This is a genomic window from Nocardia sp. NPDC049526, from assembly GCF_044465765.1.
Taxonomy (GTDB): Bacteria; Actinomycetota; Actinomycetes; order Mycobacteriales; family Mycobacteriaceae; genus Nocardia.
The window spans coordinates 106,299-127,831 of record NZ_JBITMA010000005.1; the positions used below are offsets into that span (position 1 = coordinate 106,299).

Below are 21,533 nucleotides of genomic sequence, written 5' to 3' on the forward strand. Positions count from 1 at the left end.
TCAAGGAGCCACCATCGGTCCGTAGGCGTCGGGGCGGCGATCGCGATAGAACGCCCAGCGGTCGCGCACCACCTTGATCAGATCCATATCGAGGTCACGGATCACCAGTTCCGGATCGGTGTCCGAGGCGACGTCTCCGACGAATTTACCTTCCGGATCCACGAAATAGCTGGTTCCGTAGAAATCGTCATCGCCGTATTCCTCGATGCCGACCCGGTTGATGGCGCCGATGAAGTATTCGTTGGCGACCGCGGAGGCCGGTTGCTCCAGCTTCCACAGGTAGCCGGACAGGCCCCGCGAGGTCGCGGAGGGGTTGAAGACGATTTCCGCGCCGGCCAGGCCCAGGGCGCGCCAGCCCTCCGGGAAATGCCGGTCATAGCAGATGTAGACGCCGACCTTGCCGACCGCGGTATCGAAGACCGGCCAGCCCACATTTCCGGGCCGGAAGTAGAACTTCTCCCAGAATCCGTTGACGTGCGGAATATGGTGTTTGCGGTACTTGCCGAGGTAGCTGCCGTCCGCATCGATGACCGCCGCGGTGTTGTAGAGCAGCCCCGGCTGTTCCTGCTCGTATACCGGCAGGATCATTACCAGACCCAATTCCTTTGCGAGGGCGGCGAATCGCTCCGTCGTCGGCCCCGGCACCGATTCCGCGTAGTCGTAGAACTTCGTGTCCTGCAACTGGCAGAAGTACGGGCCGTAGAACAACTCCTGGAAGCAGATCACCTTGGCGCCCTGTGCGCCGGCCTGGCGTGCGTAGTCCTCGTGCGCCTTGATCATGGACTCTTTATCACCCGTCCAGTTCGTCTGGACGAGCGCCGCTCGAACGATTCCCATGCTTTGTTATACTTCACCGAGATCCAATTCGGTTGTGTTACAAGATTGCGGAAACAGTTTCGTAGCCGTAAACCTTGGGGCCGGTCCTCGTTCCGGCGCTGTGCCCGACGCAGAATGACGCTGTGAACTTCGATCCGACGACCGCGCCGCAGGTGCCCGCAGACGACCTGCGAGACACCGCGCCCGCACCTGTCGCGGCCGGGTCCGGCCTGTTCGACCCGGATCTCGAAGATCGCACCCCGGCCGGAATCGCGGCCGCGGTGAGCCGCCGGATTCGTTCCGGAGCAATCGAACCGGGATCGCGGCTGCCGACCGTGCGTGAGGTCGCCCGCGAGTTGCGGGTGTCCCCCGCTACCGTCAACCAGGCTTGGCGCGCGCTGGCTGCCACCGGCGCCATCGTGGCGCGAGGACGTGCCGGAACCTTCGTCGGCGAACGCAGCGCCATCCGCGCGACCGCGCCGACGGGCCGCTATCAGCGCCTGCACCCGCCTTCGGACAGCGCCTTCCGCATCGATCTGTCCCGGGGCACCCCCGATCCGCAGCTCCTACCGGATCTGGTCGCCGCACTGCGCGCGATCACCGAGCACGGACGCGGCAATGATCTCGCGGCGGACTATCTCGGCGAGGCCGTGCTGCCGGAACTGGCCGCCAAGGTGCGCACCGATTGGCCCTTTCGCGCCGAACAGCTCGCGGTCGTCGACGGAGCGCTGGACGCCATCGATCGATTGCTCACCACGCATGTGCGGCTCGGCGATGCGGTGGCCGTCGAAGATCCTTGCTTCCCACCATTTCTCGACCTGCTCGCCCGGATCGGGGCTCGGCCTATTCCGGTTCGCATGGATGAATCCGGTTTACTGCCAGACGATCTCGAGCGCGCACGTGGTGCCGCGGCGCTGATCCTGCAGCCGCGCGCACAGAATCCGACGGGCGTCTCGCTGACGGCTGCACGCACCCGTGAACTGGCCGAAATCCTGACCGGCACAGACACTCTCGTCATCGAGGACGACCACTCCGCAGGCATCGCCGCCACCGCACTGCGATCCCTCGGCTCGCGGCTGCCGAGCCGAACGGTACACATCCGCTCCTACTCCAAATCCCACGGCGCGGACCTGCGCCTCGCGGTGGTCGGCGGCCCCGCCGAGTTGCTCGATCCGATGGTCGAACGGCGCATGCTCGGCCCCGGCTGGACCAGCCGCCTGCTGCAGCGCCTGCTGCTCACCATGCTCGACGACGATACCGCCGTGCGCACCGTCGCCGCCGCCCGCACCGAATACCGCAGGCGCTCAACCGAACTCCGCCGCGCGCTGGCTCGCAAGGGCGTCGCCGTGGCCCGTGGTGACGGCATCAATGCGTGGCTCCCGGTCGCCGACGAGAACGCGGCCATGATCTCCCTGGCCGCAGCGGGCATCAAGGCCGCACCGGGCCGTCCCTTCGAGGTCGAGGACCACCCGCACGGTGACCACCTGCGCATCACCGTCGCCGCGATAACCGACGGCGAGCTGGACTGGGTCGCCACCGAACTCGCCGCCGCGACCACCGCGGCCCCCACCTACCGTCGCGTTCGTCGCGCTTAGGATCCCGGGTCGATATCGAAGCTGGTGGAGCCGTCGTCACCGGCCGGGATGATGGGCACGATCACCGAGGACGGGTGCTCGGCATCCTTGTAGATCGTCTGCGTCGCGGGCTGCGTACGGGCGCTGTCACCGAAGGGTTCGCCGGTATTCGGGTTCGGCGCATATTGCGGGTAGTCACTGCTGCTGATGGCCACCCGGATTCGATCGCCCGCCTTGAACTGGTAGCTGGTCGGCCAGATCTTGATGGTGAACGCATACGGCTGGCCGGGCACCAGCGGGGTCGGATCCGATAACGAATCCCGGAACGCGGCGCGGATGATGCCGTTGTTGAGGTTGACGGCTGATCCGTCGGGTCCGACGACCTCCAGCCGCGCGACGAAGTCGGTATCCGGCGCAGTGGACGAGGCCCACAGTTTTACCGTAATCGGACCGGTCACCTCGGTATCGGCGCCGAGCGGGTCGGTGGTGTAGGTGAGCACATCCGAACGCTGCTCGACCGCGGTCTGGTCGAACGGTCCCTGCGGACCCGATCCGACCGAGCAGCACGAATGTCCGCCGATACTCGGTGCGGGTGCGGCCGGGTCGTAGACATATCGGTCGACCGCCGCCGGCCCGCTCGGCGCGTGATCGCCGAGTTTGCCGACCCGACCGACTACGCCGTTGGCGCCGCTGTCGGCGAAGAAGTATTCCTTCCATTGTGTTTGCGGCAGTGGCCAACTCGGGGCCGACTTCCAGCGATTGGCACCCATGAGGAAGTAGTCGACACGGGGCTTGCCCGCGACGCCGTTGTTCGTGCCCACGAGGAAGTGGTCGAACCACGCCAGCATCAGCTCATTGATAGGACTGTCGCCGACCCGTCCGAGTTGCTCGAGCCGGGGCGCAATCATCGAGCTCGGCCGTCCCCAGCCGAGGTGGTCCCAGGGACCGATGACCAATCGCTGGTCCTGCCGGGCCGGTGCGGCGCCGCGTTCGACCATGCCGGTGAAGTTCTCGATGCCGCCCGCGAGGAATGCGTCGTACCAGCCCTCGATATCGAGCACCGGCACCTGCACATTCGGATAGCGGTCGCGGATGCTCCACTGCTTCCAGTAGTCGTTGCGTGCCGAGTTGCGGATCCAGTCGAAGTACCACGACGCGACGGCCGGATTATTCGGTTGCAGCGGCGGAAAGTCTTTGTAGGGACGGTAATTCAGCCACGAAGTGATGTTCTGCAGATCCGCGCGTAACTGGTTGGCGGTGACCTTGTCGTCACGTCGATCGGCGGATTCCGCGCCGATGGTGCCCATGGCCCATGGTTCGACGAAGCCGAGGCGGAAGGCGCCGCCCTCGTAGGTCCAGCCGTCGTAGTAGTCGGAGGCGGTATTCGCGGGCACGATCGTGGTCAGATGCGGCGGCGTCTCGATGGCCGCCAGCCATTGTGTCGCACCGACATACGACGAGCCGTACATGCCGACCTTGCCGTTCGAACCGGGCAGTTGCGCGGCCCATTCCACGGTGTCGTAGCCGTCGTGGATGTCATTGCCGAATTCGGTGAATGTGCCGTCCGAGCTGCCGATACCGCGAATGTCCTGGATGACCACCAGGTAGCAGTGCGAGGCGAACCAGTCGGGTGTGCGATAGCGCGACGGCTGGATCTGGGCGGCGGCCTTGCCGTACTGGGTGCGCATCAGGATCACCGGCACCGGATCGCTGGTTCGCGGGCGGTAAACATCGGCGCGCAGCACCGTACCGTCGCGCATCGTTGCCGGAACATCGGCCTGCTTGTCGACCGCACATGTGCCACGGTCATCGTCGGGTGGCCAGGCACCCGTTTGCGAGGTCGATATCGTCTCGGTACCGGCCATGCATCCGCCCACCAGTGCACCGACACACACCACCGCGATACACCAGCGAAATACGTATCCGGACAAGCCGATACACCTCCCGTGGAGGCGATGTCACCGGAGAGTCGATGCGTGCCGAGCCAGTAAGCCGATCAGATGCGCCTCCGTCGCAGCCATGCTAACCGACCACCCGCCGCACATCCGCGGATTTCCATTGCCACACAGTCGCAATACGTATCTCGTTCCGCTGGAAGCCTCGAGATGGAATGATCCGCTCAGCATCACCCGATGCGATACACAACAGAAGGAGATCCTGACCGGTGAGCAGCGAAGTGCAGGTGCGGCAATTCGACCACCATCAGCCCATCAGGCAGCACCGCAGAGTCGGGACTGCCCTGCTACGGGGCCTCGGTGTACTCGCCGTCGGCACCACCCTCGCGATCTTCGCCGCGGGCGGGGTCTCGGCGGATCCGGGCACACCGGTCGCCGGTTGCGTGGCCCCCGATTCGGCCAAGCCCGAGGGCAAGCAGTGGGCCAGCGAGCCCGCGATGGCGATCGATACGGGCGCGAAGTACACCGCGCAGCTGGAAACCACCTGCGGCACAGTCGATATCGCCCTGGAGGCCGCCCGCGCACCGCGCACGGTGAACTCCTTCGTATTCCTCGCCGGGCAGAAGTATTTCGACCACACCCAGTGTCACCGCTTGACCACCGCGGGCATCTTCGTCCTGCAGTGCGGTGACCCCACCGCCACCGGCACGGGCGGTCCGGGCTACCAGTTCCCGAACGAGAACCTGGACGGCGCCACCTATCCGGCCGGTACGGTCGCGATGGCCAATGCCGGTCCCGACACCAATGGCAGCCAGTTCTTCCTGGTCTACAAGGATTCGCAGCTGCCACCGAACTACACTCCGTTCGGCAAGATCACCGGCGGTATGGATGTTCTGGCGCGGGTCGCCAATGCGGGCGCCGCGGACGGCGAAGACGGTCGCCCGAACGCCGATGTCGTCCTGAATTCGGTGACCACCGCTCAGGGCTGATCGACATAAGCTGGTGGCGGTGTCGTCCATGGCGACACCGCCATCGGTTTTTGGTGGGCCCCCGGCGAGATCTGCGTCCCGACACTTGACTTGGAGTGCACTCCAGGTCATAGCGTTGGCAGTGCAAAATCGTCTAGTACCAGGGGATCACTTCATGGAACTCGGTTTTCACCTACCGATATTCGACATCGATGGCGGCACCACCGCCATCGCCGGTGAGCTGGCCAGGGTCGGCGCCGCGGCAGAGGCATCCGGTGCGACCTGGCTGTCGTTCATGGACCACTACTTCCAGATCGAGCCGACCGGCCTGCCTGCCGAGGCCAATATGCTGGAGGGCTATACCACCCTCGGCTATCTGGCCGCGCACACCTCCCGTATCAACCTCGGCCTGCTCGTCACCGGCGTGACCTACCGGCATCCCGGCCTGCTCGCCAAGATCGTCACCACCCTCGATGTCCTGTCGGGCGGCCGCGCGGTGCTCGGCCTCGGCGCCGCCTGGTTCGAACGTGAGCATCGCGGACTCGGTGTGCAGTTCCCGCCGATCGCCGAACGGTTCGAGCGGCTGGAGGAGACGCTGCGCATCTGTCAGCAGATGTGGGATCCGCAGAACAACGGCCCGTTCGACGGCAAGCACTACCAGTTGGCCGAGACGCTGTGCTCGCCGCAGCCGATCAACCGGCCCAAGGTGCTCATCGGCGGTGGCGGCGAGCGCAAGACGCTGCGATTGGTCGCGCAGTACGGCGACGCTTGCAATCTCTTCGGTTCCGCCCCCGAGGATGTCGGCCACAAACTCGACGTCCTGCGCCGCCATTGCGACGATGTCGGGCGCGATTTCGACGATATCCGCATCACCATCATGGCCAATAACCCGCGCCCGAATCCGGACAATCGCGACGAATTCGTCCGCCAGATGGCCGATTACGCCAAGCTCGGCGTGCACACCGTGATCATTATCCCGACCTCCGGGGCCCCGGCGGCGTGGATCGAGGACATGGCACCGGCGGTAACCCAACTCGCCGAACTCGGTTAGCGCCCGTACGGCACATGCCCTTTCGTATGGTGTTGCGACGAAAGGGCATGTGTCCTATCCGATCTCGTCACGGGCGACTCGAGTTCGCCTACCACCGATGGCGGGTTCTCGATACGGGCCGACCGCCCCCGGAACCCGATACCGGTTCCAGCGCTACCCCACCGATCACCCGGGCATCGTCGAAGCCACCTGGCCCCAACCGATCCGGTTCCTCACCGGTCTGTTCACTACCGAACAGCGCGGTGGGACAACGGATATCAATCCGAAATACCGTTCACGAAGTACACCGCTTCCCACAGGTGACCGTCGGGGTCGGCGAAGTAGCCCGCGTAGATACCCCAAGGGCGGGTCACCGGGAGCCGGATGATGGTCCCGCCCGCTTGTTCGGCCTGTTGCAGGATGCGATCGACGTCCTCGCGGGAGTCGGCGAAGAAGCCGAGGCTCATCGGCGAGCCGGCGACTCGGTCGAGGGCGATGCCCGCGTCCATTGCCAGGTCGGTGCGCGAGTAGAGGGACAGAATCAGGCCGTTGTCGAGGGTGAACATGGCGACCGACCCACCGGGGTTCTGCTCGTCGCGGACGAACTCGGTGCCGATAATCCCCGGTGAGCAGAGGCCGAGGCCGTCGCGGTAGAAGCGCAGCGACCGTTCGAGGTCGCTTACGGCCAAGGTGATTGCGCGGATATTCGTTTTCATACCGATCCTCCCGATCCTCGAACCACGGCCGGGGCGCGGCTTCGGCCCCGGCCATCGTTCAGTCAACGCGGATGGTGTTCGGATGTCTTGAACGAATCGGACAATACGGCCGGTCAGTCGAGGCGAAGGAGGTCGGACCAGACCTGTGACCAGGGTTGACGTGGGGTGCAGCGCCAGATGGTGACATTGCGAGTGACGTCCGGGTAGCCGAGGCGTGCGTCGACGCGACCAACCGGGTTCAATTCGCCACAGGTGGCACGCATTTCGTCTTCGGCATTGCCGACCCACAGCACCGTTGTCGCGGAATCCGGCGGGGTGCCGAAGTATCCGAAACCGCGGTTGGGGCTGTAGGCGGCGGGCAGGCCGAAGCGATTCCGGTCGACATCCAAAGCGCTTGCCTGCCAATAGGAATCGGTGACGATCACCGCGTTCGCGCGCTCGGCCGGTGGGAGGGCCTGGTAGGCGTCGGCGGTCGCCGCGCGCAGCTCGGGCCAGCCGAACTTGCCGTACAGGCCGATTTCGATACCGGCCTCGGCCTGACTGTCGACCGGATCGATGGACGACTCGGATTGCCACGGCATCGTGAACACTGCGATCGCCACCGAAATCGCGACCAGCGGGACAGTCGCATAGATTCGCCACCGTCCGGTGTACTCGGTCCAGCGCACCGCGCCCGCCGCCATGATCGCCGCGTAGCAGCCGGCCGCGTAGTAGGGGCGACCGTTGGTCGCGATGAATGCCACGGCGAGCAGCAGCGGCAGCGGCGCGAGGAATCGGTACGACCGCAACGTCTCTGATCGGAACAGCGCCCAGATTCCAACGACCAACAGCACTCCGCCGAACAGCCCGGCCGCGATCAACGCCAGCGGCAGCCAAGTGTAGCGGCCACCGATCGTCGCCTGCTCCGCCGCGACCACCGCACCCAGTCGCAGCTGCGGCCAGTCGTGCTGGGCCTGCCAGATCAGCGTCGGCACCATGACCAGGACGACGAAAACCGCGCCCACCCACAGCACCGGCCGCCGCAGCAGCTCGCGCGGACCGTAGATCGCCACTCCGATGGCGACGGCGATCCAGAAGAATGGAATCAGCCACTTCACCTGCATATCCAGCGCCGTGACCAGCGCAGCCCACAGCAATAGGCTGTCTCGGCGGGTGCGAACCCACCGGATCAGCAGCCAGCTGATCACCACCCACAATGCGGTATCAATCGTATTGGTGGCCAACTGAGTTCCCTGCACGAGCAGGAACGGCGAGGTCGCATACGCGGTCGCGCTCAATACCTGCGCGGTCCGCGACCCCCCGAACTCCCGGGCGATCTGGGCACTCATCAGCACCGCGGCAACGGTGACCAGTGCGGCCGGAATCCGCAGTGCCACCAGCGATCCCGGTGCCAGCACATCCATCAGCCGGGCGATCGCCGGCAGCAGCGGCCCCTGATCGGCATAGCCGAATCCGAGTCGACGCCCGGCCGACAGGAAATACAGTTCGTCACCGAAGTATCCGTACCGTCCGAGCGATGCGAACAGCATGATCGCCGACACCACGGCGATCGCGCCCACACCGAGCCACGCGAACGGCGGTGTCGTTTCGTCGTTATCTTCCCGCCGCACTTCACTTTCCACCACCGTGGTCATCACGTCCCCCCTTCCGGGTCGCCGAATCGAACAGTCGACACACATGCGCCGAGTACGTCGTCATATCGAAGTCTTTCTCCCGAATCGCCCGCCCGGCCGCGCCATCAATGGCATCGCGGATCGATTTGGCCATGACCGCCGGATCGAATTCACCGAATTCGCCGATGCGCTGGCCTTCCAGCATGATGTCGATGAGCGGTTGGATGATCTCCTGCTCTCCTTCCGCCGAGGCGAACCGCGGCTTTCCATCCGCATCACGCAGATTCAGCACCACATCGATCAGGGCCGCGACATATTTCTTGTTCGCATCGATGAAGCCGAGATTCGCCCCGATATAGGCGAGCAACTGATTCCGCGGTCCGTCCGCGGCCATCACCGCGGGCGCGATGTGCTCGCCACCGGACACATACAGCTGGATGACCAGCTGCTCCATCAGCTCGTCCTTCCCCGCGAAGTGATACGAAATGACCCCTTTGGAGATCCCGGCATGCTTCGCGATCCGCGCCAGCGAAGCCCGTCCGTACCCCACCTCCGAAATCACCTCCACCGCCGAGGCAATGATCTGCCGCCGCCGCGCCTCCTCGATGAACGACCGCTGCCGACCACTGGTCCCATCCTCTGGCCGCATGGCCAAATTTTAACCCGACCGACCAAACCCCCACATCAACCCCAAGAATGACCCCCACATACCCCACGAGGATGACCCCGAAAACGCCGAAGGGCCGCGCTTCCGAATGGAGCGCGGCCCTCGGTTCGAAAGCCGGATGCAGACGATCCGCTCGCCCGAACCAGCCGAGGGCCGTGCCCCCAGCTGGAAGCACGGCCCTCGGAGTCAGCCGATCTACAGGTACTGACCGGCATTCGACTCGGTGTCGATAGCGCGACTGGCACTGGCGTTCTTGCCGGTGAATCAGACGCAGCCGGATGTAGACGATCCGCTCGCCCGAACCAGCCGAGGGCCGTGCCCCCAGCTGGAAGCACGGCCCTCGGAGTCAGCCGATCTACAGGTACTGACCGGTATTCGACTCGGTGTCGATAGCGCGACTGGCACTGGCGTTCTTGCCGGTGACCAAGGTGCGGATGTAGACGATCCGCTCGCCCTTCTTACCCGAAATGCGGGCCCAGTCATCGGGATTCGTGGTGTTGGGCAGGTCCTCGTTTTCGGAGAACTCGTCCACGATCGAATCGTAGAGATGCTGGATGCGCAGGCCCGGGTTGCCGGTGTCGAGTACGGCCTTGATGGCGTACTTCTTGGAGCGGTCCACGATGTTCTGGATCATGGCGCCGGAGTTGAAGTCCTTGAAGTACAGGACTTCCTTGTCACCGTTGGCGTAGGTGACCTCCAGGAAGCGGTTGTCCTCACTCTCGGCGTACATCCGGTCGACGACCCGTTCGATCATCGCGCGGATGCACAGGCCCTTGTCGCCACCGAACTCTTCGAGATCATCAGCATGCAGCGGCAGATCCTCGACCAGGTACTTCGAGAAGATATCCTGTGCCGATTCGGCGTCGGGGCGCTCGATCTTGATCTTCACGTCGAGACGTCCGGGCCGCAGGATCGCGGGGTCGATCATGTCCTCGCGGTTGGACGCACCGATCACGATGACATTCTCGAGACCCTCGACACCGTCGATCTCCGAGAGCAGCTGCGGCACGACCGTGGTCTCCACATCGGAGGACACGCCCGAACCACGGGTGCGGAAGATCGAATCCATCTCGTCGAAGAACACGATCACCGGCGTACCCTCGGACGCCTTCTCCCGTGCCCGCTGGAAGATGATCCGGATGTGGCGCTCGGTCTCACCCACGAACTTGTTCAGCAGCTCGGGGCCCTTGATGTTCAGGAAGAACGACTTGGCTTCCTTGGCATCCTCACCGCGCGCCTCGGCGATCTTCTTCGCCAGCGAGTTGGCAACGGCCTTGGCGATCAACGTCTTACCGCAACCGGGCGGACCGTAGAGCAGCACCCCCTTGGGCGGGCGCAGCGCGTATTCGCGGAACAGATCCTTGTGCAGGAACGGCAATTCCACCGCATCGCGGATCTGCTCGATCTGCCGACCGAGACCACCGATATCGCTGTAGTCGACATCGGGGACTTCCTCGAGTACGAGATCCTCGACCTCGGCCTTGGGAATCCGCTCGAAGGCGAAACCGGCCTTGGTGTCGACGAGCAGCGAGTCACCCGGCCGCAGCTTGCGGATCGGCGAATCGGGATCGTCTAGATCATCGACCTCGGCGACCTTGGCCAGCGGACCCGCCAACCACACCACGCGCTCCTCGTCGGCATGCCCGACGACCAGCGCCCGGCGTCCGTCGTCGAGGATCTCGCGCAGGGTCCCGATCTCACCGACGGCGTCGAAGATTCCGGCCTCTACGACCGTGAGCGCCTCGTTGAGACGGACGGTCTGACCGTATTCGAGGGTCGAGGTGTCGATATTGGGTGAACACGTCAAGCGCATCTTGCGGCCCGAAGTGAACACGTCGACCGTCTGATCCTCGTACACACCGATCAGAATTCCGTACCCGCTCGGTGGCTGACCCAGCCGATCGACCTCCTCGCGCAAGGCCACCAGCTGCTGGCGCGCTTCCTTGAGGGTGTCCATCAGCTTGGTGTTGCGAATGGTCAGCGAATCGATACGGGCTTCCAATTCCCGTGCGCGATCCGGCGAATCGGCGAGTTGCCTGCGGAGTGCAGCCGCTTCGGCGCGTACCGCCTCGAGCTCTCTCCAGGCCGCCGAATCCGAATTCTCGATGGGGCTCATGTGCTGCTCCTCCCAGTCCCGGTCTATTAACGCTACCGGGCGCGAACCGTTCTCGCTTTCCGACATGGTTTCGTCGTGATCACATCTGGGCTGCGGTCTACGGCGGATACACCATGTTAGCCTGCCCTAATCAGTCCACGGCGACGCGCTTCGCCGACCGAACCGAAAGGTTGCTGACGATGCTCCTTCCCGCCAGGACGCTGCGTACGTCCATGGTTATCGCCGCGGCGGCGATCGCCGCTACCGTCGGGCTCACCGGTTGCGGCTCCGACGACAAGTCCGATGCCAAGGCCACGAGTACCACTTCCGCCGCCGCGTCCACCAGCGCCGCAGGTCACGGCGACCACGGCAACGCCGCCGCACCCACCGCCGAAACGCTCACCGCAGTCCTGGATGCCTTTTCCGACCCGGCGAAACCCACGTCCGAGAAGACCAAGCTGATCGTCGACGGCGAAAAGCGCGCCGCCAATATCGACCAGATGAACCAGGCGCTCGGCAGCTACGGCAAGCTCACCTACGCGGTCGCCGATATCACCACCAGCGGCAATTCCGCGACCGCCCAGGTGACCATCACCTCACCGCACGGCACCGCCCCCGCCATGCCCCTGACCTGGGAACATGTCGACAGCAGCTGGAAGCTCTCGGATGCCAGCGGCTGCCTGATGCTCGGCTTCGCGCAGGCGCCCTGCGTTCCGGCCTGATTCAGCCCTTCGACGGGCGACGCTGCGGCTTCGGGGTGACCGTCCCCTCGGCGAGCCGCCGCGCGCTGACCAGGAAGGCGGTGTGGCCCTGCATGCGATGTTCGGGCCGCACCGCCAGACCGACCACATGCCAGCCGCGCACCATCGACTCCCACGAGCGCGGCTCGGTCCAGCACTCCTGCTCGCGCAGCGCCTCGACCACTTTCGACAATTGTGTGACGGTCGCCACATAGACGATCAGCACACCGCCGGGGACCAGCGCTTTGGACACGGCGGGTAGCGCGTCCCACGGGGCGAGCATGTCCAGGACGACGCGATCGACCGGCGGGCCGTCGTAGTCGGCGACATCCGCGACGGTGATCGACCAGTTGTCCGGCCGCTCGCCGAAGAAGGTCTCCACATTGCGGATCGCGTGTTCGGCATGGTCGTCGCGGATCTCGTAGGAGACCACCTGGCCCTGCGGGCCCACCGCGCGCAGCAGCGAGCACGTCAGCGCGCCGGAGCCCGCCCCGGCCTCCAGTACGCGCGCGCCGGGGAACATATCGCCCTCGTGCACGATCTGGGCGGCGTCCTTGGGGTAGATGACCGCCGCTCCGCGCGGCATGGAGAGCACATAATCGATCAGCAACGGACGCAACGCCAAATACGGTGTGCCATTGGTGGATTGCACGACACTGCCCTCATCGGCGCCGATCAGGTTGTCGTGTTTGATACCGCCGCGATGCGTGTGGAATTCCTTACCCGGTTCCAGCACCACGGTGTAGAGGCGCCCCTTGGCATCGGTCAGCTGTACCCGGTCCCCGATGGTGAATGGCCCGGTCCGTCTGGCCGTCATGTATCTCCGTTCGCTGGTCGTCGCTGCTGTCTGCACTGAGTGGCACCGGCGTGTCGGTGCGCCCGGATAGCCTGCCAGGTATGCATTCGCCGGTATCCACGCCCCCTGCCGACACCGCGCGGGAGGTCGCACCCGACCGTCCGCGTCCGGCGCTGTCACCTTCGCGGGCAATGGATTTCAAGCAGTGCCCGCTGAAGTACCGGTTCCGGGCGATCGATCGGATTCCGGAGCCGCCGACACGGATCGCGGTGCGCGGCACGGTGGTGCACGCGGTGCTGGAGGATCTGTACGGACTGCCCGCTGGGGAACGCCGGTTCGAACGCGCTGCTGAGCTTGTCGAGCCCGCATGGGCACGGGTGCTGGCCGATAGACCGGAGAGCGCCGAAGCGGTCGCAGCGGACGGACTGGCGGGCTTTCTCGGCGAGGTGCGCGCCTTCGTCGAGACGTACTACCGGCTGGAGGATCCGACCCGGTTCGATCCGGAGTCGTGTGAGTCGCGGGTGGAGGTCGAACTCGACGACGGTGTGCTGCTGCGCGGGTTCGTCGACCGCATCGATGTGGCGCCGACCGGAGAGCTGCGCGTCGTCGATTACAAGACCGGCCGGGCGCCCGGGCTCGCCCAGGAGACCAAGGCGCTGTTCCAGCTGAAGTTCTACGCGCTGGTGGTGCTGCGCACCCGCGGCATCCTGCCCACCCAATTGCGGCTCATCTACCTGGCCGACGAACAGATCCTCACCTACGCCCCCGACGAGGACGAACTGCTGCGGTTCGAACGCACACTCTCGGCCCTGTGGCAGGCCATTCTGGCAGCGGGCCGGACCGGCGAGTTCCCGCCGAGCACCAGCTGGCTGTGCGGACATTGCAGCTACAAGAGTCTGTGCCCCGCATTCGGCGGTACACCACCGGTCTATCCGGGCTGGTCGGACGGTGGCACCGGGGAATCGCCGGACGAAACCTTCACCGACGCGGTCGCCGACTGAGCTCAGCCGAGGAACAGATTCAGATCGAGGCCATGCGAACCGAGTGCGGCGACGACGCCGATGAGCACGAGTACGCCGACGGCATCACCGATCACGATGAGCACATTGCGAATCCGCCACCACGAACCGACCGACTCGACACTCGCTTTCACTGGGCCTCCCCTGTCCTTCGGTCCCGCACGGCCTTGCCCGTCCGAGGTCTTCCATAGTTGTTTCGCACAACACGGCCCCCGTGTTTACGGCCGACCGTGAAGTTTTCGTGAGTTCCGTGGCGAACTGAACGCGCACGACACCGCTGCGATGCTCGCCGGAATGACCGGCGTGCACCGTAACGGCAGGTTGCCTGTGCGGATCTAGGCGGTGAAGTTGTGGAACAGCAACACCGACAGACCCAACCCGACGGCCAGATTGAAGACAGCCGCGGACCCGAAGACCACCACCGGACGCCAACCGGCCTCACGCAGGCCGCGCAGCGAGAACTCCAGACCGATGGAAACGAACGCGAAGATCAGGAACCAGGTACGCAGATCGTTGACGATCGCGATATGCGCCGCGCCGGTCTTCTTGTCCACCGACTGCAGATACAACGTGCCGATGACGGAGGCGGCGACGAAGCCGATCACGAACTTCGGGAACCGCTCCCAGAACTGGCGTACCGAGGGCCGCGCCGCGCCGGGGGTGCGCTCGACCCGGATGGTGAAGTAGGCGGTCAGCGCGATGGCGACAATGCCGATGAGCGCATTCTGGGTGGTCTTCACGATGGTGGCGATCTGCAGCGCCTGCTCCCCCGCGATCGCACCGGAGGCCGCAACCGCCGCGGTCGTATCGATATTGCCGCCGATCCACGCGCCTGCGACCGCGTCGGAAAGATCGAAAACATCGGCGAGCCACGGCAATACGAAGATCGACGGCAGCGCGAAGATGATCACCAGCGATGCCGCATACGCGATCTGCTCGCGTTTGGCCTGCACCGCTCCCGCGGCCGCGATGGCGGCGCTGACACCGCAGATCGAGACGGCCGAGGACAGCAGGGCGCGCAGCTTATCGTCGAGGCCGAGCCGACCGCCCAGCCACCACGTGAACCCGAAGACCGCGGTGATCAGCAGCAGCGCCTGCACGATCGACGGGCCCGCCGCGGTCACCAGGATCTTCAGGTTGATCGACGCGCCGAGCAGCACCACACCGGTCTTGATGAAGAATTCGGTGCGGAAACCGGCCGAAAGGCGTTCCCGGAGATCGAGTTTCGCGAGTACGACATTGCCGATCAGGCCGATGGCAATGGCGTACACCGGGAATTCGATCGACTTGGCGATCCGGTTGAACGGTGTACCGACGGCCCACTGCGGCACGTGGGTGTCGAAGTAGCGGGTCAGCGCGCCGAGCAGGATGACGGCCGCGATCCCGCCTCCGATCTCGGCTACCGTGGGGCGTGAAATCGATTGCAGTGCAGCAGTTTCGGATCGGACTACATCCTCGTCGACTGGGTCCGTCTCGGTCCTGGCGTCGCTCTCCGACATCACGGCACCAACCAATCCGGGATTGCGCCGGCCAGGACCAGGGCGATGAGAACCAGGCCGACGATGGCGGCCGACCAGTCCTCATTCCATGCGAATGTGCTGCCCGAAGGTTTCGCGGGCGGTGTCTGCGACACGGTGGTACTCCTTGCATTTCCTCATCGAGGCCGCAACGTACCAATCAACCGCAGGTCAGCACACCGATTGCAATCGCAGTGAATCGATTACCCGCACAAAACAACTCGGCCCCGCCGAGTGACGGGGACGAGTGGACGGAATCAGGTCAGAAGGCACGGCAGGACCGGATATCGAAGGCCAGGATCGCCTTCGCGCCGAGTTCGGCGAGCTGGTCCATCACCTCATTGCCCTGCTTGCGCGGCACCATGGCGCGGATGGCGACCCAGTTCGAATCGGCGAGCGGGGATACCGTCGGCGACTCGAGACCGGGCGTGATCTTGACCGCCTCCTCGAGGAGCTCCTTCGGGCAGTCGTAGTCCAACATGATGTACTGCTGGCCGAATACGACGCCCTGGATGCGCGCGATGAGCTGATTGCGGGCCCGTTCGTTCTGATCGGAGCCGGCGCGCTCGATGAGCACGCCCTCCGAATCGCACAGGGTCTCGCCGAAGGCGACCAGATTGTGCTGGCGCAGCGTGCGGCCCGAGCCGACCACATCGGCGATGGCATCGGCCACACCGAGCTGGATGGAGATCTCGACGGCGCCGTCGAGGCGGATCACCTCGGCCTCGATGCCGCGCCGCTGCAGATCGCTCAGGACCAGATTCGGATACGAGGTGGCGATGCGCTTGTCATAGAGGTCCTCGACCTTCCATTCGCGCCCGGCCGGGGCGGCGTAGCGGAAGGTGGAGCGGCCGAAACCGAGTGCGAGCCGTTCCTGAACCGGCGCACCGGAATCCAGCGCCAGATCGCGGCCGGTGATGCCGAGGTCGAGCTCGCCGGAGCCGACATAGATGGCGATGTCCTTGGGCCGCAGGAAGAAGAACTCGACCTGGTTGGCCGGATCCAGGACGGTCAGGTCGCGGGAATCGGTGCGCTTGCGGTAACCGGCCTCGGCGAGGATCGAGGTGGCCGATTCGGAGAGTGCGCCTTTATTGGGGACTGCGACGCGCAGCATAGGAGGGTCCTTTCAGGGAGGAGAACTAGGGATCGACGCGGCGGCACGAGCGACGCCCCCGGAGGCGGTAGCGGAGCGTAACCACGCAGGGCCCGCGAGTGCCGCAAATTCAACACCGCCGTCACAGATGTCGGTACACGTCTTCCAGCTTCAGCCCGCGGCCCACCATCAGCACCTGGACCCAGTACAGCAGTTGCGAAATCTCCTCGGCGAGTGCCTCGTCGCCCTCGTGCTCGGCGGCCAACCAGATCTCGCCGGCCTCCTCGAGCACCTTCTTACCCTGGAAATGCACGCCCGCGTCCAATGCCGCCACGGTCCCGGACCCCGCGGGGCGGGTAACCGCACGATCTTGCAGCTCGGCGAACAGGGTTTCGAAGTTCTTCACGGTGGACCATTGTTTCAGACGGGTATGCGGACCCATTGCTCCGGCCCGGCACCACCCGTCAGCTGCCCTCTTCGCACCCCCTGTGGCAGCCACAAGGGGTGCGAAGCCATGCGTCAAGCCTCAGCGAGGAGGGCCTCCAGGTCCGCTACGGCAGTGCGCAGGTGGTCGGCGAAGGCGTACATCTGGGCGGCGACCGGTTTGGGGGTGGCCAGGTAGATGTTCCAGCGGTCCGGCAGCAGGACGTAGGCGATGCCGATGCACTTCTGGCTGGTGGAGCCGAAACCGAAGTAGCGGATATTGACCGACGGTGCCGAGCTGGTGCTCAGGTAGTCGTCGCGCATGATCGTCCAGCCGGGGCTGGTGTAAAGCGGGATCGGGTCGGTGACGCCGAGTTCGCCGCCACGACGCCGCTGGATCCACTCGAGTTCCCAGAGATGCTGTTCGGGCGCGTCACCCGTCTGACACTGCTTGGCGCGTTCGACATGCGCGCTCGCGGCGGTCCGCGCGGCGGCGAGCCGGTCGGAGTGCGCGACAGCCGGATCCTGCATCGCGTCCACGAAGGCCACCATCTCCGGTGTCACCACCCGCATGGCCTCGGTACGACCGTTGCGGTACTGCCTGGTGGCAATGGATTCGTAGGTGGCTCCGGTCAATCCCTTGCTGCGCCGGTGTGCCAGCTGGTAGCTCAGCTGCGCGAACGCATCCGGTGAGATGCCGAGCTGCTTGGCGCGGGCGGTGCCGAACTCGAAAGATACTGTCGCGGTGGCGTTCTCAGCCGCATACCGGGCGAACGCCGCTCCAGCCGCCGCGATATCGGCGCGCTGCGCCGGATCGAGCACGAATTCGATCGGTTCGACGGGAGGCAACCCCTGCGGATGCGCCCCGGCCCGTTCGGCGTGTTCGGCGGCGGATGTCTGCAACAGCGTGTCGACGAAGGACAGGATGGTGGTGCCGTCGAGCCCGCAATGCTCGATATTGATGCCCGCCTGCCCATCTGCGAACACGATGAACGATACCGACTTGTCGAACCAGCGGTTGGCACTGTCACCGTGCAGCAGATGATCACAGGCCTGCAGTTCGTCGCGCGGCGTGAAATCCTCCAGGCACAGACCGAACAGCGCGGTCTCGATGGTATCCAAGGCCGCGACGTTAGCGGGTTCGGTCAGCAATCCCTGTCTACTGACAGCCCATTCGGCCCGTGCCTTGGTGGTCAGATGGCCGACGGCGGTATCGGTGCGGGCCGAGCGCGCCCCCGCCTTGAGTACCGCGCGCAGTCCGTCGGCGAGATCCTCCAGCGAGTAGGGCACACCGTCCGAACCGATCACCTCCATCCGGAACATGCTGCCGTGGAAGAACACGACGATATGCCTCGCAGCCGAGGGGCCGGGCCATTCGTCGCTGTAGGGCACCCGCACGGAATCCTGAGTCTCCCCCGGAATCCGGGTCTCCGAGAACAGGTATTTGTTCTGCCACATCGACAGCTGCTGTCCGCGCTGGGTCACCGGCGGGATCGCCTCGATATCGAGCGCCAGCTTGTAATCGACCGCGGCCGTGATGATTCCGGCCGCCCGCTCCACCTGCGACGCGCCGGTGGAGGCGGCCAGTGCGGTGTCATCGCGGAACAGGAAGAAGAAGTTGGCATTCAATGCGATGCGATCGCGACGGCCCAGGTAGCGCGACGGCCAGAACAGATCCAGCCAGCTCCCGACACCGGGGGTGGCGTCGTATTCGGCGAGTGCCGCGTGCAGCTTTCGGCCCGGACCATCGGGGCGAAGCAGGTCGGCTACCGCGGCTTCGGTGGTGGCGAATTCGTCGGCGGTCAGCAGTGGCGCACACCACTGCAGCAACCGCTCGCCGCTGTCCTCCAGCGTCGGCAGGGGCACCCTTGGCAGGTGGTCGTCGGCGGCGAAGGTGCGTTCGGTCAATGCGGGTCCTCGGGGTCGGCGTGTTTCGGTAGCGGTCGCGAGATGTACAGGTTGGCGAGCAGCCAACCTGTGCTTTCTTGGCCAGCGGTGTCGATTCCGTTGGCGGCCAAGGCATTCAGCACCTGGGTGCGTTCATTATCGGATGCGAACTTGCGTTGTTCGAACACCCCGGGGACTCGCTCGGTGCGGTAGCCGAGCGCGGCCAGCTCCGCGGCGATCGGTTCGAAACTGAACATGCGTAGTACGAAGTGTGCCATCCACGGCCGACGACGCGGATGCGCCGTCGCCACCCGCGCGAGCGTCTTCTCGGTGACATATCCGATGCAGCCGGTCGAGATGACGATATCCGCGGCCGCCAGCGTACGGCGTTGCGCTTCGGTCGGGTCGGTGGCCTCGAGATCCGCGTGCACCGTGCCGTGCAGGAATCCGGCTTCCTGGGCGTAGGCCAGCGCCGGGCGGGCGGCATCCATGCCGATGAAGCGGACGCCGGGGAACTGGTCGCGGGAGTGCAGGCGGGCCCGGTCGCGGGCGATGAGTGCGGCCTGGTCGGCCTCGTCCTCGGCACTGCCGTAGTGTTCGGCGAGTTCGCTGACGGTGGTGTCGAAGCGCAGCAGGGCCGCGTTGACGCCGTAGGAGCAACCGATATCGAGCACGGTCGGGGTGTCCACGCGCGCGGAGGCGCGGTATTCCCGAATCTGCTGCTGGAAGTATGGTTTCGCCAGTTCCGGTATGCGGTAATCCAATTCGGCCATCCGGGCGTAATAGTCGCGCGGATCGGGACGGTCGTAGATATCGTCGAAGGAAGCTTTTCCGGTCGTATGCAACGGCACTGGCATGTCGTCCCTCTCAGTCGAGCAACCGATCGCCACGGACGGCGTCGGCCGCGGCGGCTAGGTGATCGGGCAGCACGCGCCCGAACAATTGGCGGGTACGTTCCACGGTGCCGATGACACCGGGCCGATCGGTATAGGCGAAAATCGCCGAATGCCGTGCGGTTCCGCCCTCGACCGGTGAAACCCGGTGCAGCGAGAAGCGGCCCTGGAACAATTGCAGATCGCCGGGCCGCAGATCGAGGTGCCGGATCAGCTGCTCACCGGATCCGGTGAGCACATCCCGCACATCGTCGAGGTTCTCGGCGTGAGGTGAGCGAATATTGGGGCAGTACTCGAAGATTCCACCGGTCTCGGCGGGCTGGGTCAACATACTGACGGTGAATTCATTGGTGTCGAAATGCCAGGGATGCGACATTCCGGGCGCCACCACATTCAGGCACAGCCCGGCCAAAGGGTCCGCGAATTCGTGCAATTCGGCCAGTCCGAAGCAGTCCGCGACGAAGCGTTGGAACACCGTGCTGGTGTAGAGCCGGTGGATCAGAGCCTCGGCCGGAATGCGGTCGCGCGGGACGAACGCATTGCCGCGTTCCAGCACGATGCGGCCCGGATGGTCTTGTGGCAGTGCGGTATTCAGCGGAATGTTGTAGGCGTTGACCCGCTCGACCTCATAATGCGCATCCGGGGCCATCGCCTCGCCCTGAGCACGCAAGGTGTCGATCAGCTCCGGACGGATGAACTCCCGCAGTACGGTGCAGCCACTTTCGGCAAGCTCCGCCCGCGCCCGCGCCACCGCTTCCCCCCACGCCGCGCCGGTCGGATCCCCCAGCGGATACCGTGCCGTATCGACGATCTCGTCCAGGACATCCGTCGCTGCCATGGCGTCATTTTGGTAGAGCAATTGGCGACACGCCCGGGATTCGACAAAGTTGCCGGTGACTACGATCACACCTATCAACTGCGCGCACTTGCGTTGCGGCACAGTAACTCTCACTATGCCGAAGTCGGGTGTGTCGGCTCACAAACGGCGGGACTCGCGATCATGTTCCGTCCCGAAAGCGCTCCTGCTCGGGTGCGCGGTTCAACCCCTGACGCGTAGCGCGTCGTCAAGATCCTGCAGGGTCAATCCCACCAACGAATTACGGAATACCCGCCCCGGCGCCGCCGAAACCGGTATCTCACACGGGATCACGATGACCGCACAGCCGGCCGCACCGGCCGCCGCGGCGCCGGTCGGCGAATCCTCCAGTGCCACACAGTCTCGCGGGTGCACGCCGAGCAGTTCGGCGGCGCGCAGATAGATATCGGGTTCGGGCTTGCCGTGCGCGACTTCGTCACCGCAGACCGAGACGTCGAAGAAATCGCGGCCGAGCGTATCCAATCCGAATTCCGTAAGCGACCGCTTGGTATTGGTGACCAATGCGGTCGCGAGGCCCGCGGTGCGTATCAATGAGAGCGCATCCTTCGCGCCTGGCCGCCACGGGATCGGGCCTGCCATCAATTCGGTCACCCGCCGCTCGATGAATTCACCGGCAGCCCGCACCGCCTCGGGTGTCGCCTCGATACCCAAACCATCGAAAATGAGCCGCAAGGCGTTCGGTCCGGACGCACCGATCAACGCGTGCCGCAGTTCATCGGTCATCTCGTGGCCGTGCGCACGCGCCAGTTCGCGCACGGCGACATCCCACAGCTTCTCCGAATCGAGCAGGGTGCCGTCCATATCCCACAGCACCCCGGCAAGTCGCGCGATCGACGGCGCCCCGCTGGCGCTCGGCTCCGTCGCCGCCGATGCGGCTGCGCCGATGGTTCGCTCGCTTCGCTCCCTCACGTCCC

The 21,533-nt window shown here is 65.2% G+C and carries 21 protein-coding genes; 5 read left to right on the forward strand and 16 right to left on the reverse strand.

The genetic code is table 11. The features are described 5' to 3' along the window. Window positions 1-837 (reverse strand): nitrilase-related carbon-nitrogen hydrolase, encoded by an 837-nt coding sequence (locus tag ACIBW7_RS17040; RefSeq protein WP_397047181.1) that lies wholly within the window; start codon window positions 835-837, stop codon window positions 1-3. A gap of 122 nt (window positions 838-959) precedes the next feature. Here ACIBW7_RS17040 and ACIBW7_RS17045 point away from each other — a divergent pair, with 122 nt between their 5' ends. Beyond that, entirely contained in the window at window positions 960-2,411 is a 1,452-nt protein-coding gene (locus ACIBW7_RS17045; protein WP_397047182.1) for a PLP-dependent aminotransferase family protein, read from the forward strand. On the opposite strand, the gene ACIBW7_RS17050 is transcribed toward ACIBW7_RS17045, so the two are convergent. Beyond that, entirely contained in the window at window positions 2,408-4,294 is a 1,887-nt protein-coding gene (locus ACIBW7_RS17050; RefSeq protein ID WP_397048135.1) for a CocE/NonD family hydrolase, read from the reverse strand. The genes ACIBW7_RS17045 and ACIBW7_RS17050 overlap by 4 nt on opposite strands. Before the next feature lie 260 nt (window positions 4,295-4,554). On the opposite strand from ACIBW7_RS17050, the gene ACIBW7_RS17055 reads away from it, so the two are divergent. Together ACIBW7_RS17055 and ACIBW7_RS17060 are read left to right on the forward strand one after the other, a co-directional pair. Next, a complete protein-coding gene (locus ACIBW7_RS17055; RefSeq protein ID WP_397047183.1) occupies window positions 4,555-5,274 on the forward strand; it encodes a peptidylprolyl isomerase in 720 nt (239 codons plus the stop codon). A gap of 154 nt (window positions 5,275-5,428) precedes the next feature. Continuing rightward, the gene (locus ACIBW7_RS17060; RefSeq protein ID WP_397047184.1) at window positions 5,429-6,304 is read left to right on the forward strand and encodes an LLM class F420-dependent oxidoreductase; all 876 of its coding nucleotides are present in this window, start codon (window positions 5,429-5,431) and stop codon (window positions 6,302-6,304) included. Window positions 6,305-6,561: 257 nt separating this feature from the next. On the opposite strand, the gene ACIBW7_RS17065 is transcribed toward ACIBW7_RS17060, so the two are convergent. The 4 genes from ACIBW7_RS17065 to arc form a co-directional block, all read right to left on the reverse strand. After that, window positions 6,562-6,999 carry a VOC family protein gene (locus ACIBW7_RS17065; RefSeq protein WP_397047185.1) on the reverse strand — a complete coding sequence of 146 codons (438 nt, stop codon included), beginning with the start codon at window positions 6,997-6,999 and terminating at the stop codon, window positions 6,562-6,564. Window positions 7,000-7,112: 113 nt separating this feature from the next. Then, window positions 7,113-8,633 carry an ArnT family glycosyltransferase gene (locus ACIBW7_RS17070; RefSeq protein ID WP_397047186.1) on the reverse strand — a complete coding sequence of 507 codons (1,521 nt, stop codon included), beginning with the start codon at window positions 8,631-8,633 and terminating at the stop codon, window positions 7,113-7,115. Beyond that, complete coding sequence (locus ACIBW7_RS17075; protein ID WP_397047187.1) at window positions 8,611-9,261, reverse strand: TetR/AcrR family transcriptional regulator; 651 nt, start codon at window positions 9,259-9,261, stop codon at window positions 8,611-8,613. Before ACIBW7_RS17075 ends, ACIBW7_RS17070 begins: the two co-directional genes overlap by 23 nt. A 373-nt stretch (window positions 9,262-9,634) precedes the next feature. After that, a complete protein-coding gene (gene arc, locus ACIBW7_RS17080) occupies window positions 9,635-11,395 on the reverse strand; it encodes a proteasome ATPase (protein ID WP_397047188.1) in 1,761 nt (586 codons plus the stop codon). A gap of 179 nt (window positions 11,396-11,574) precedes the next feature. Between arc and ACIBW7_RS17085 the strand changes: the two genes are divergently transcribed. Then, the gene (locus ACIBW7_RS17085; RefSeq protein ID WP_397047189.1) at window positions 11,575-12,096 is read left to right on the forward strand and encodes a hypothetical protein; all 522 of its coding nucleotides are present in this window, start codon (window positions 11,575-11,577) and stop codon (window positions 12,094-12,096) included. A gap of 1 nt (window position 12,097) precedes the next feature. Here the strand turns inward: ACIBW7_RS17085 and ACIBW7_RS17090 are convergent, their stop codons facing one another. Further along, the gene (locus ACIBW7_RS17090; RefSeq protein WP_397047190.1) at window positions 12,098-12,931 is read right to left on the reverse strand and encodes a tRNA (adenine-N1)-methyltransferase; all 834 of its coding nucleotides are present in this window, start codon (window positions 12,929-12,931) and stop codon (window positions 12,098-12,100) included. An 80-nt stretch (window positions 12,932-13,011) separates the two neighbouring features. Between ACIBW7_RS17090 and ACIBW7_RS17095 the strand changes: the two genes are divergently transcribed. Next, window positions 13,012-13,911 carry a RecB family exonuclease gene (locus ACIBW7_RS17095; protein ID WP_397047191.1) on the forward strand — a complete coding sequence of 300 codons (900 nt, stop codon included), beginning with the start codon at window positions 13,012-13,014 and terminating at the stop codon, window positions 13,909-13,911. Window positions 13,912-13,913: 2 nt separating this feature from the next. Here the strand turns inward: ACIBW7_RS17095 and ACIBW7_RS17100 are convergent, their stop codons facing one another. From ACIBW7_RS17100 to ACIBW7_RS17140, 9 genes are all read right to left on the reverse strand, one after another. Beyond that, window positions 13,914-14,063, reverse strand: coding sequence for a hypothetical protein (locus ACIBW7_RS17100; RefSeq protein ID WP_397047192.1), 150 nt, complete (start codon window positions 14,061-14,063; stop codon window positions 13,914-13,916). Between the two features lie 201 nt (window positions 14,064-14,264). Then, window positions 14,265-15,428: a YeiH family protein gene (locus tag ACIBW7_RS17105; protein ID WP_397047194.1), complete on the reverse strand. Its 1,164-nt coding sequence runs from the start codon at window positions 15,426-15,428 to the stop codon at window positions 14,265-14,267. After that, window positions 15,428-15,562: a hypothetical protein gene (locus ACIBW7_RS17110; protein ID WP_397047196.1), complete on the reverse strand. Its 135-nt coding sequence runs from the start codon at window positions 15,560-15,562 to the stop codon at window positions 15,428-15,430. Before ACIBW7_RS17110 ends, ACIBW7_RS17105 begins: the two co-directional genes overlap by 1 nt. 146 nt (window positions 15,563-15,708) lie before the next feature. Beyond that, window positions 15,709-16,560: an ATP phosphoribosyltransferase gene (gene hisG, locus ACIBW7_RS17115; RefSeq protein ID WP_397047198.1), complete on the reverse strand. Its 852-nt coding sequence runs from the start codon at window positions 16,558-16,560 to the stop codon at window positions 15,709-15,711. Between the two features lie 121 nt (window positions 16,561-16,681). Next, window positions 16,682-16,963: a phosphoribosyl-ATP diphosphatase gene (locus ACIBW7_RS17120; RefSeq protein ID WP_397048138.1), complete on the reverse strand. Its 282-nt coding sequence runs from the start codon at window positions 16,961-16,963 to the stop codon at window positions 16,682-16,684. Window positions 16,964-17,058: 95 nt separating this feature from the next. Beyond that, a complete protein-coding gene (locus tag ACIBW7_RS17125) occupies window positions 17,059-18,870 on the reverse strand; it encodes a choline/carnitine O-acyltransferase (RefSeq protein ID WP_397047200.1) in 1,812 nt (603 codons plus the stop codon). After that, window positions 18,867-19,706: a class I SAM-dependent methyltransferase gene (locus tag ACIBW7_RS17130; protein WP_397047202.1), complete on the reverse strand. Its 840-nt coding sequence runs from the start codon at window positions 19,704-19,706 to the stop codon at window positions 18,867-18,869. Before ACIBW7_RS17130 ends, ACIBW7_RS17125 begins: the two co-directional genes overlap by 4 nt. 10 nt (window positions 19,707-19,716) lie before the next feature. Continuing rightward, window positions 19,717-20,580 (reverse strand): arpA protein, encoded by an 864-nt coding sequence (locus ACIBW7_RS17135; protein ID WP_397047203.1) that lies wholly within the window; start codon window positions 20,578-20,580, stop codon window positions 19,717-19,719. Window positions 20,581-20,781: 201 nt separating this feature from the next. Beyond that, complete coding sequence (locus ACIBW7_RS17140; protein WP_397048140.1) at window positions 20,782-21,450, reverse strand: HAD family hydrolase; 669 nt, start codon at window positions 21,448-21,450, stop codon at window positions 20,782-20,784. Window positions 21,451-21,533: the final 83 nt, after the last annotated feature.

Coding starts and splice junctions, on each gene's coding strand:
- ACIBW7_RS17070 (WP_397047186.1), bottom strand. CDS start 8,633: ATGACCACGGTGGTGGAAAGTGAAGTGCGGCGGGAAGATAACGACGAA.
- ACIBW7_RS17065 (WP_397047185.1), bottom strand. CDS start 6,999: ATGAAAACGAATATCCGCGCAATCACCTTGGCCGTAAGCGACCTCGAA.
- hisG (WP_397047198.1), bottom strand. CDS start 16,560: ATGCTGCGCGTCGCAGTCCCCAATAAAGGCGCACTCTCCGAATCGGCC.
- ACIBW7_RS17085 (WP_397047189.1), top strand. CDS start 11,575: ATGCTCCTTCCCGCCAGGACGCTGCGTACGTCCATGGTTATCGCCGCG.
- ACIBW7_RS17105 (WP_397047194.1), bottom strand. CDS start 15,428: ATGTCGGAGAGCGACGCCAGGACCGAGACGGACCCAGTCGACGAGGAT.
- ACIBW7_RS17095 (WP_397047191.1), top strand. CDS start 13,012: ATGCATTCGCCGGTATCCACGCCCCCTGCCGACACCGCGCGGGAGGTC.
- ACIBW7_RS17130 (WP_397047202.1), bottom strand. CDS start 19,706: ATGCCAGTGCCGTTGCATACGACCGGAAAAGCTTCCTTCGACGATATC.
- ACIBW7_RS17075 (WP_397047187.1), bottom strand. CDS start 9,261: ATGCGGCCAGAGGATGGGACCAGTGGTCGGCAGCGGTCGTTCATCGAG.
- ACIBW7_RS17090 (WP_397047190.1), bottom strand. CDS start 12,931: ATGACGGCCAGACGGACCGGGCCATTCACCATCGGGGACCGGGTACAG.
- arc (WP_397047188.1), bottom strand. CDS start 11,395: ATGAGCCCCATCGAGAATTCGGATTCGGCGGCCTGGAGAGAGCTCGAG.
- ACIBW7_RS17040 (WP_397047181.1), bottom strand. CDS start 837: ATGGGAATCGTTCGAGCGGCGCTCGTCCAGACGAACTGGACGGGTGAT.
- ACIBW7_RS17135 (WP_397047203.1), bottom strand. CDS start 20,580: ATGGCAGCGACGGATGTCCTGGACGAGATCGTCGATACGGCACGGTAT.
- ACIBW7_RS17060 (WP_397047184.1), top strand. CDS start 5,429: ATGGAACTCGGTTTTCACCTACCGATATTCGACATCGATGGCGGCACC.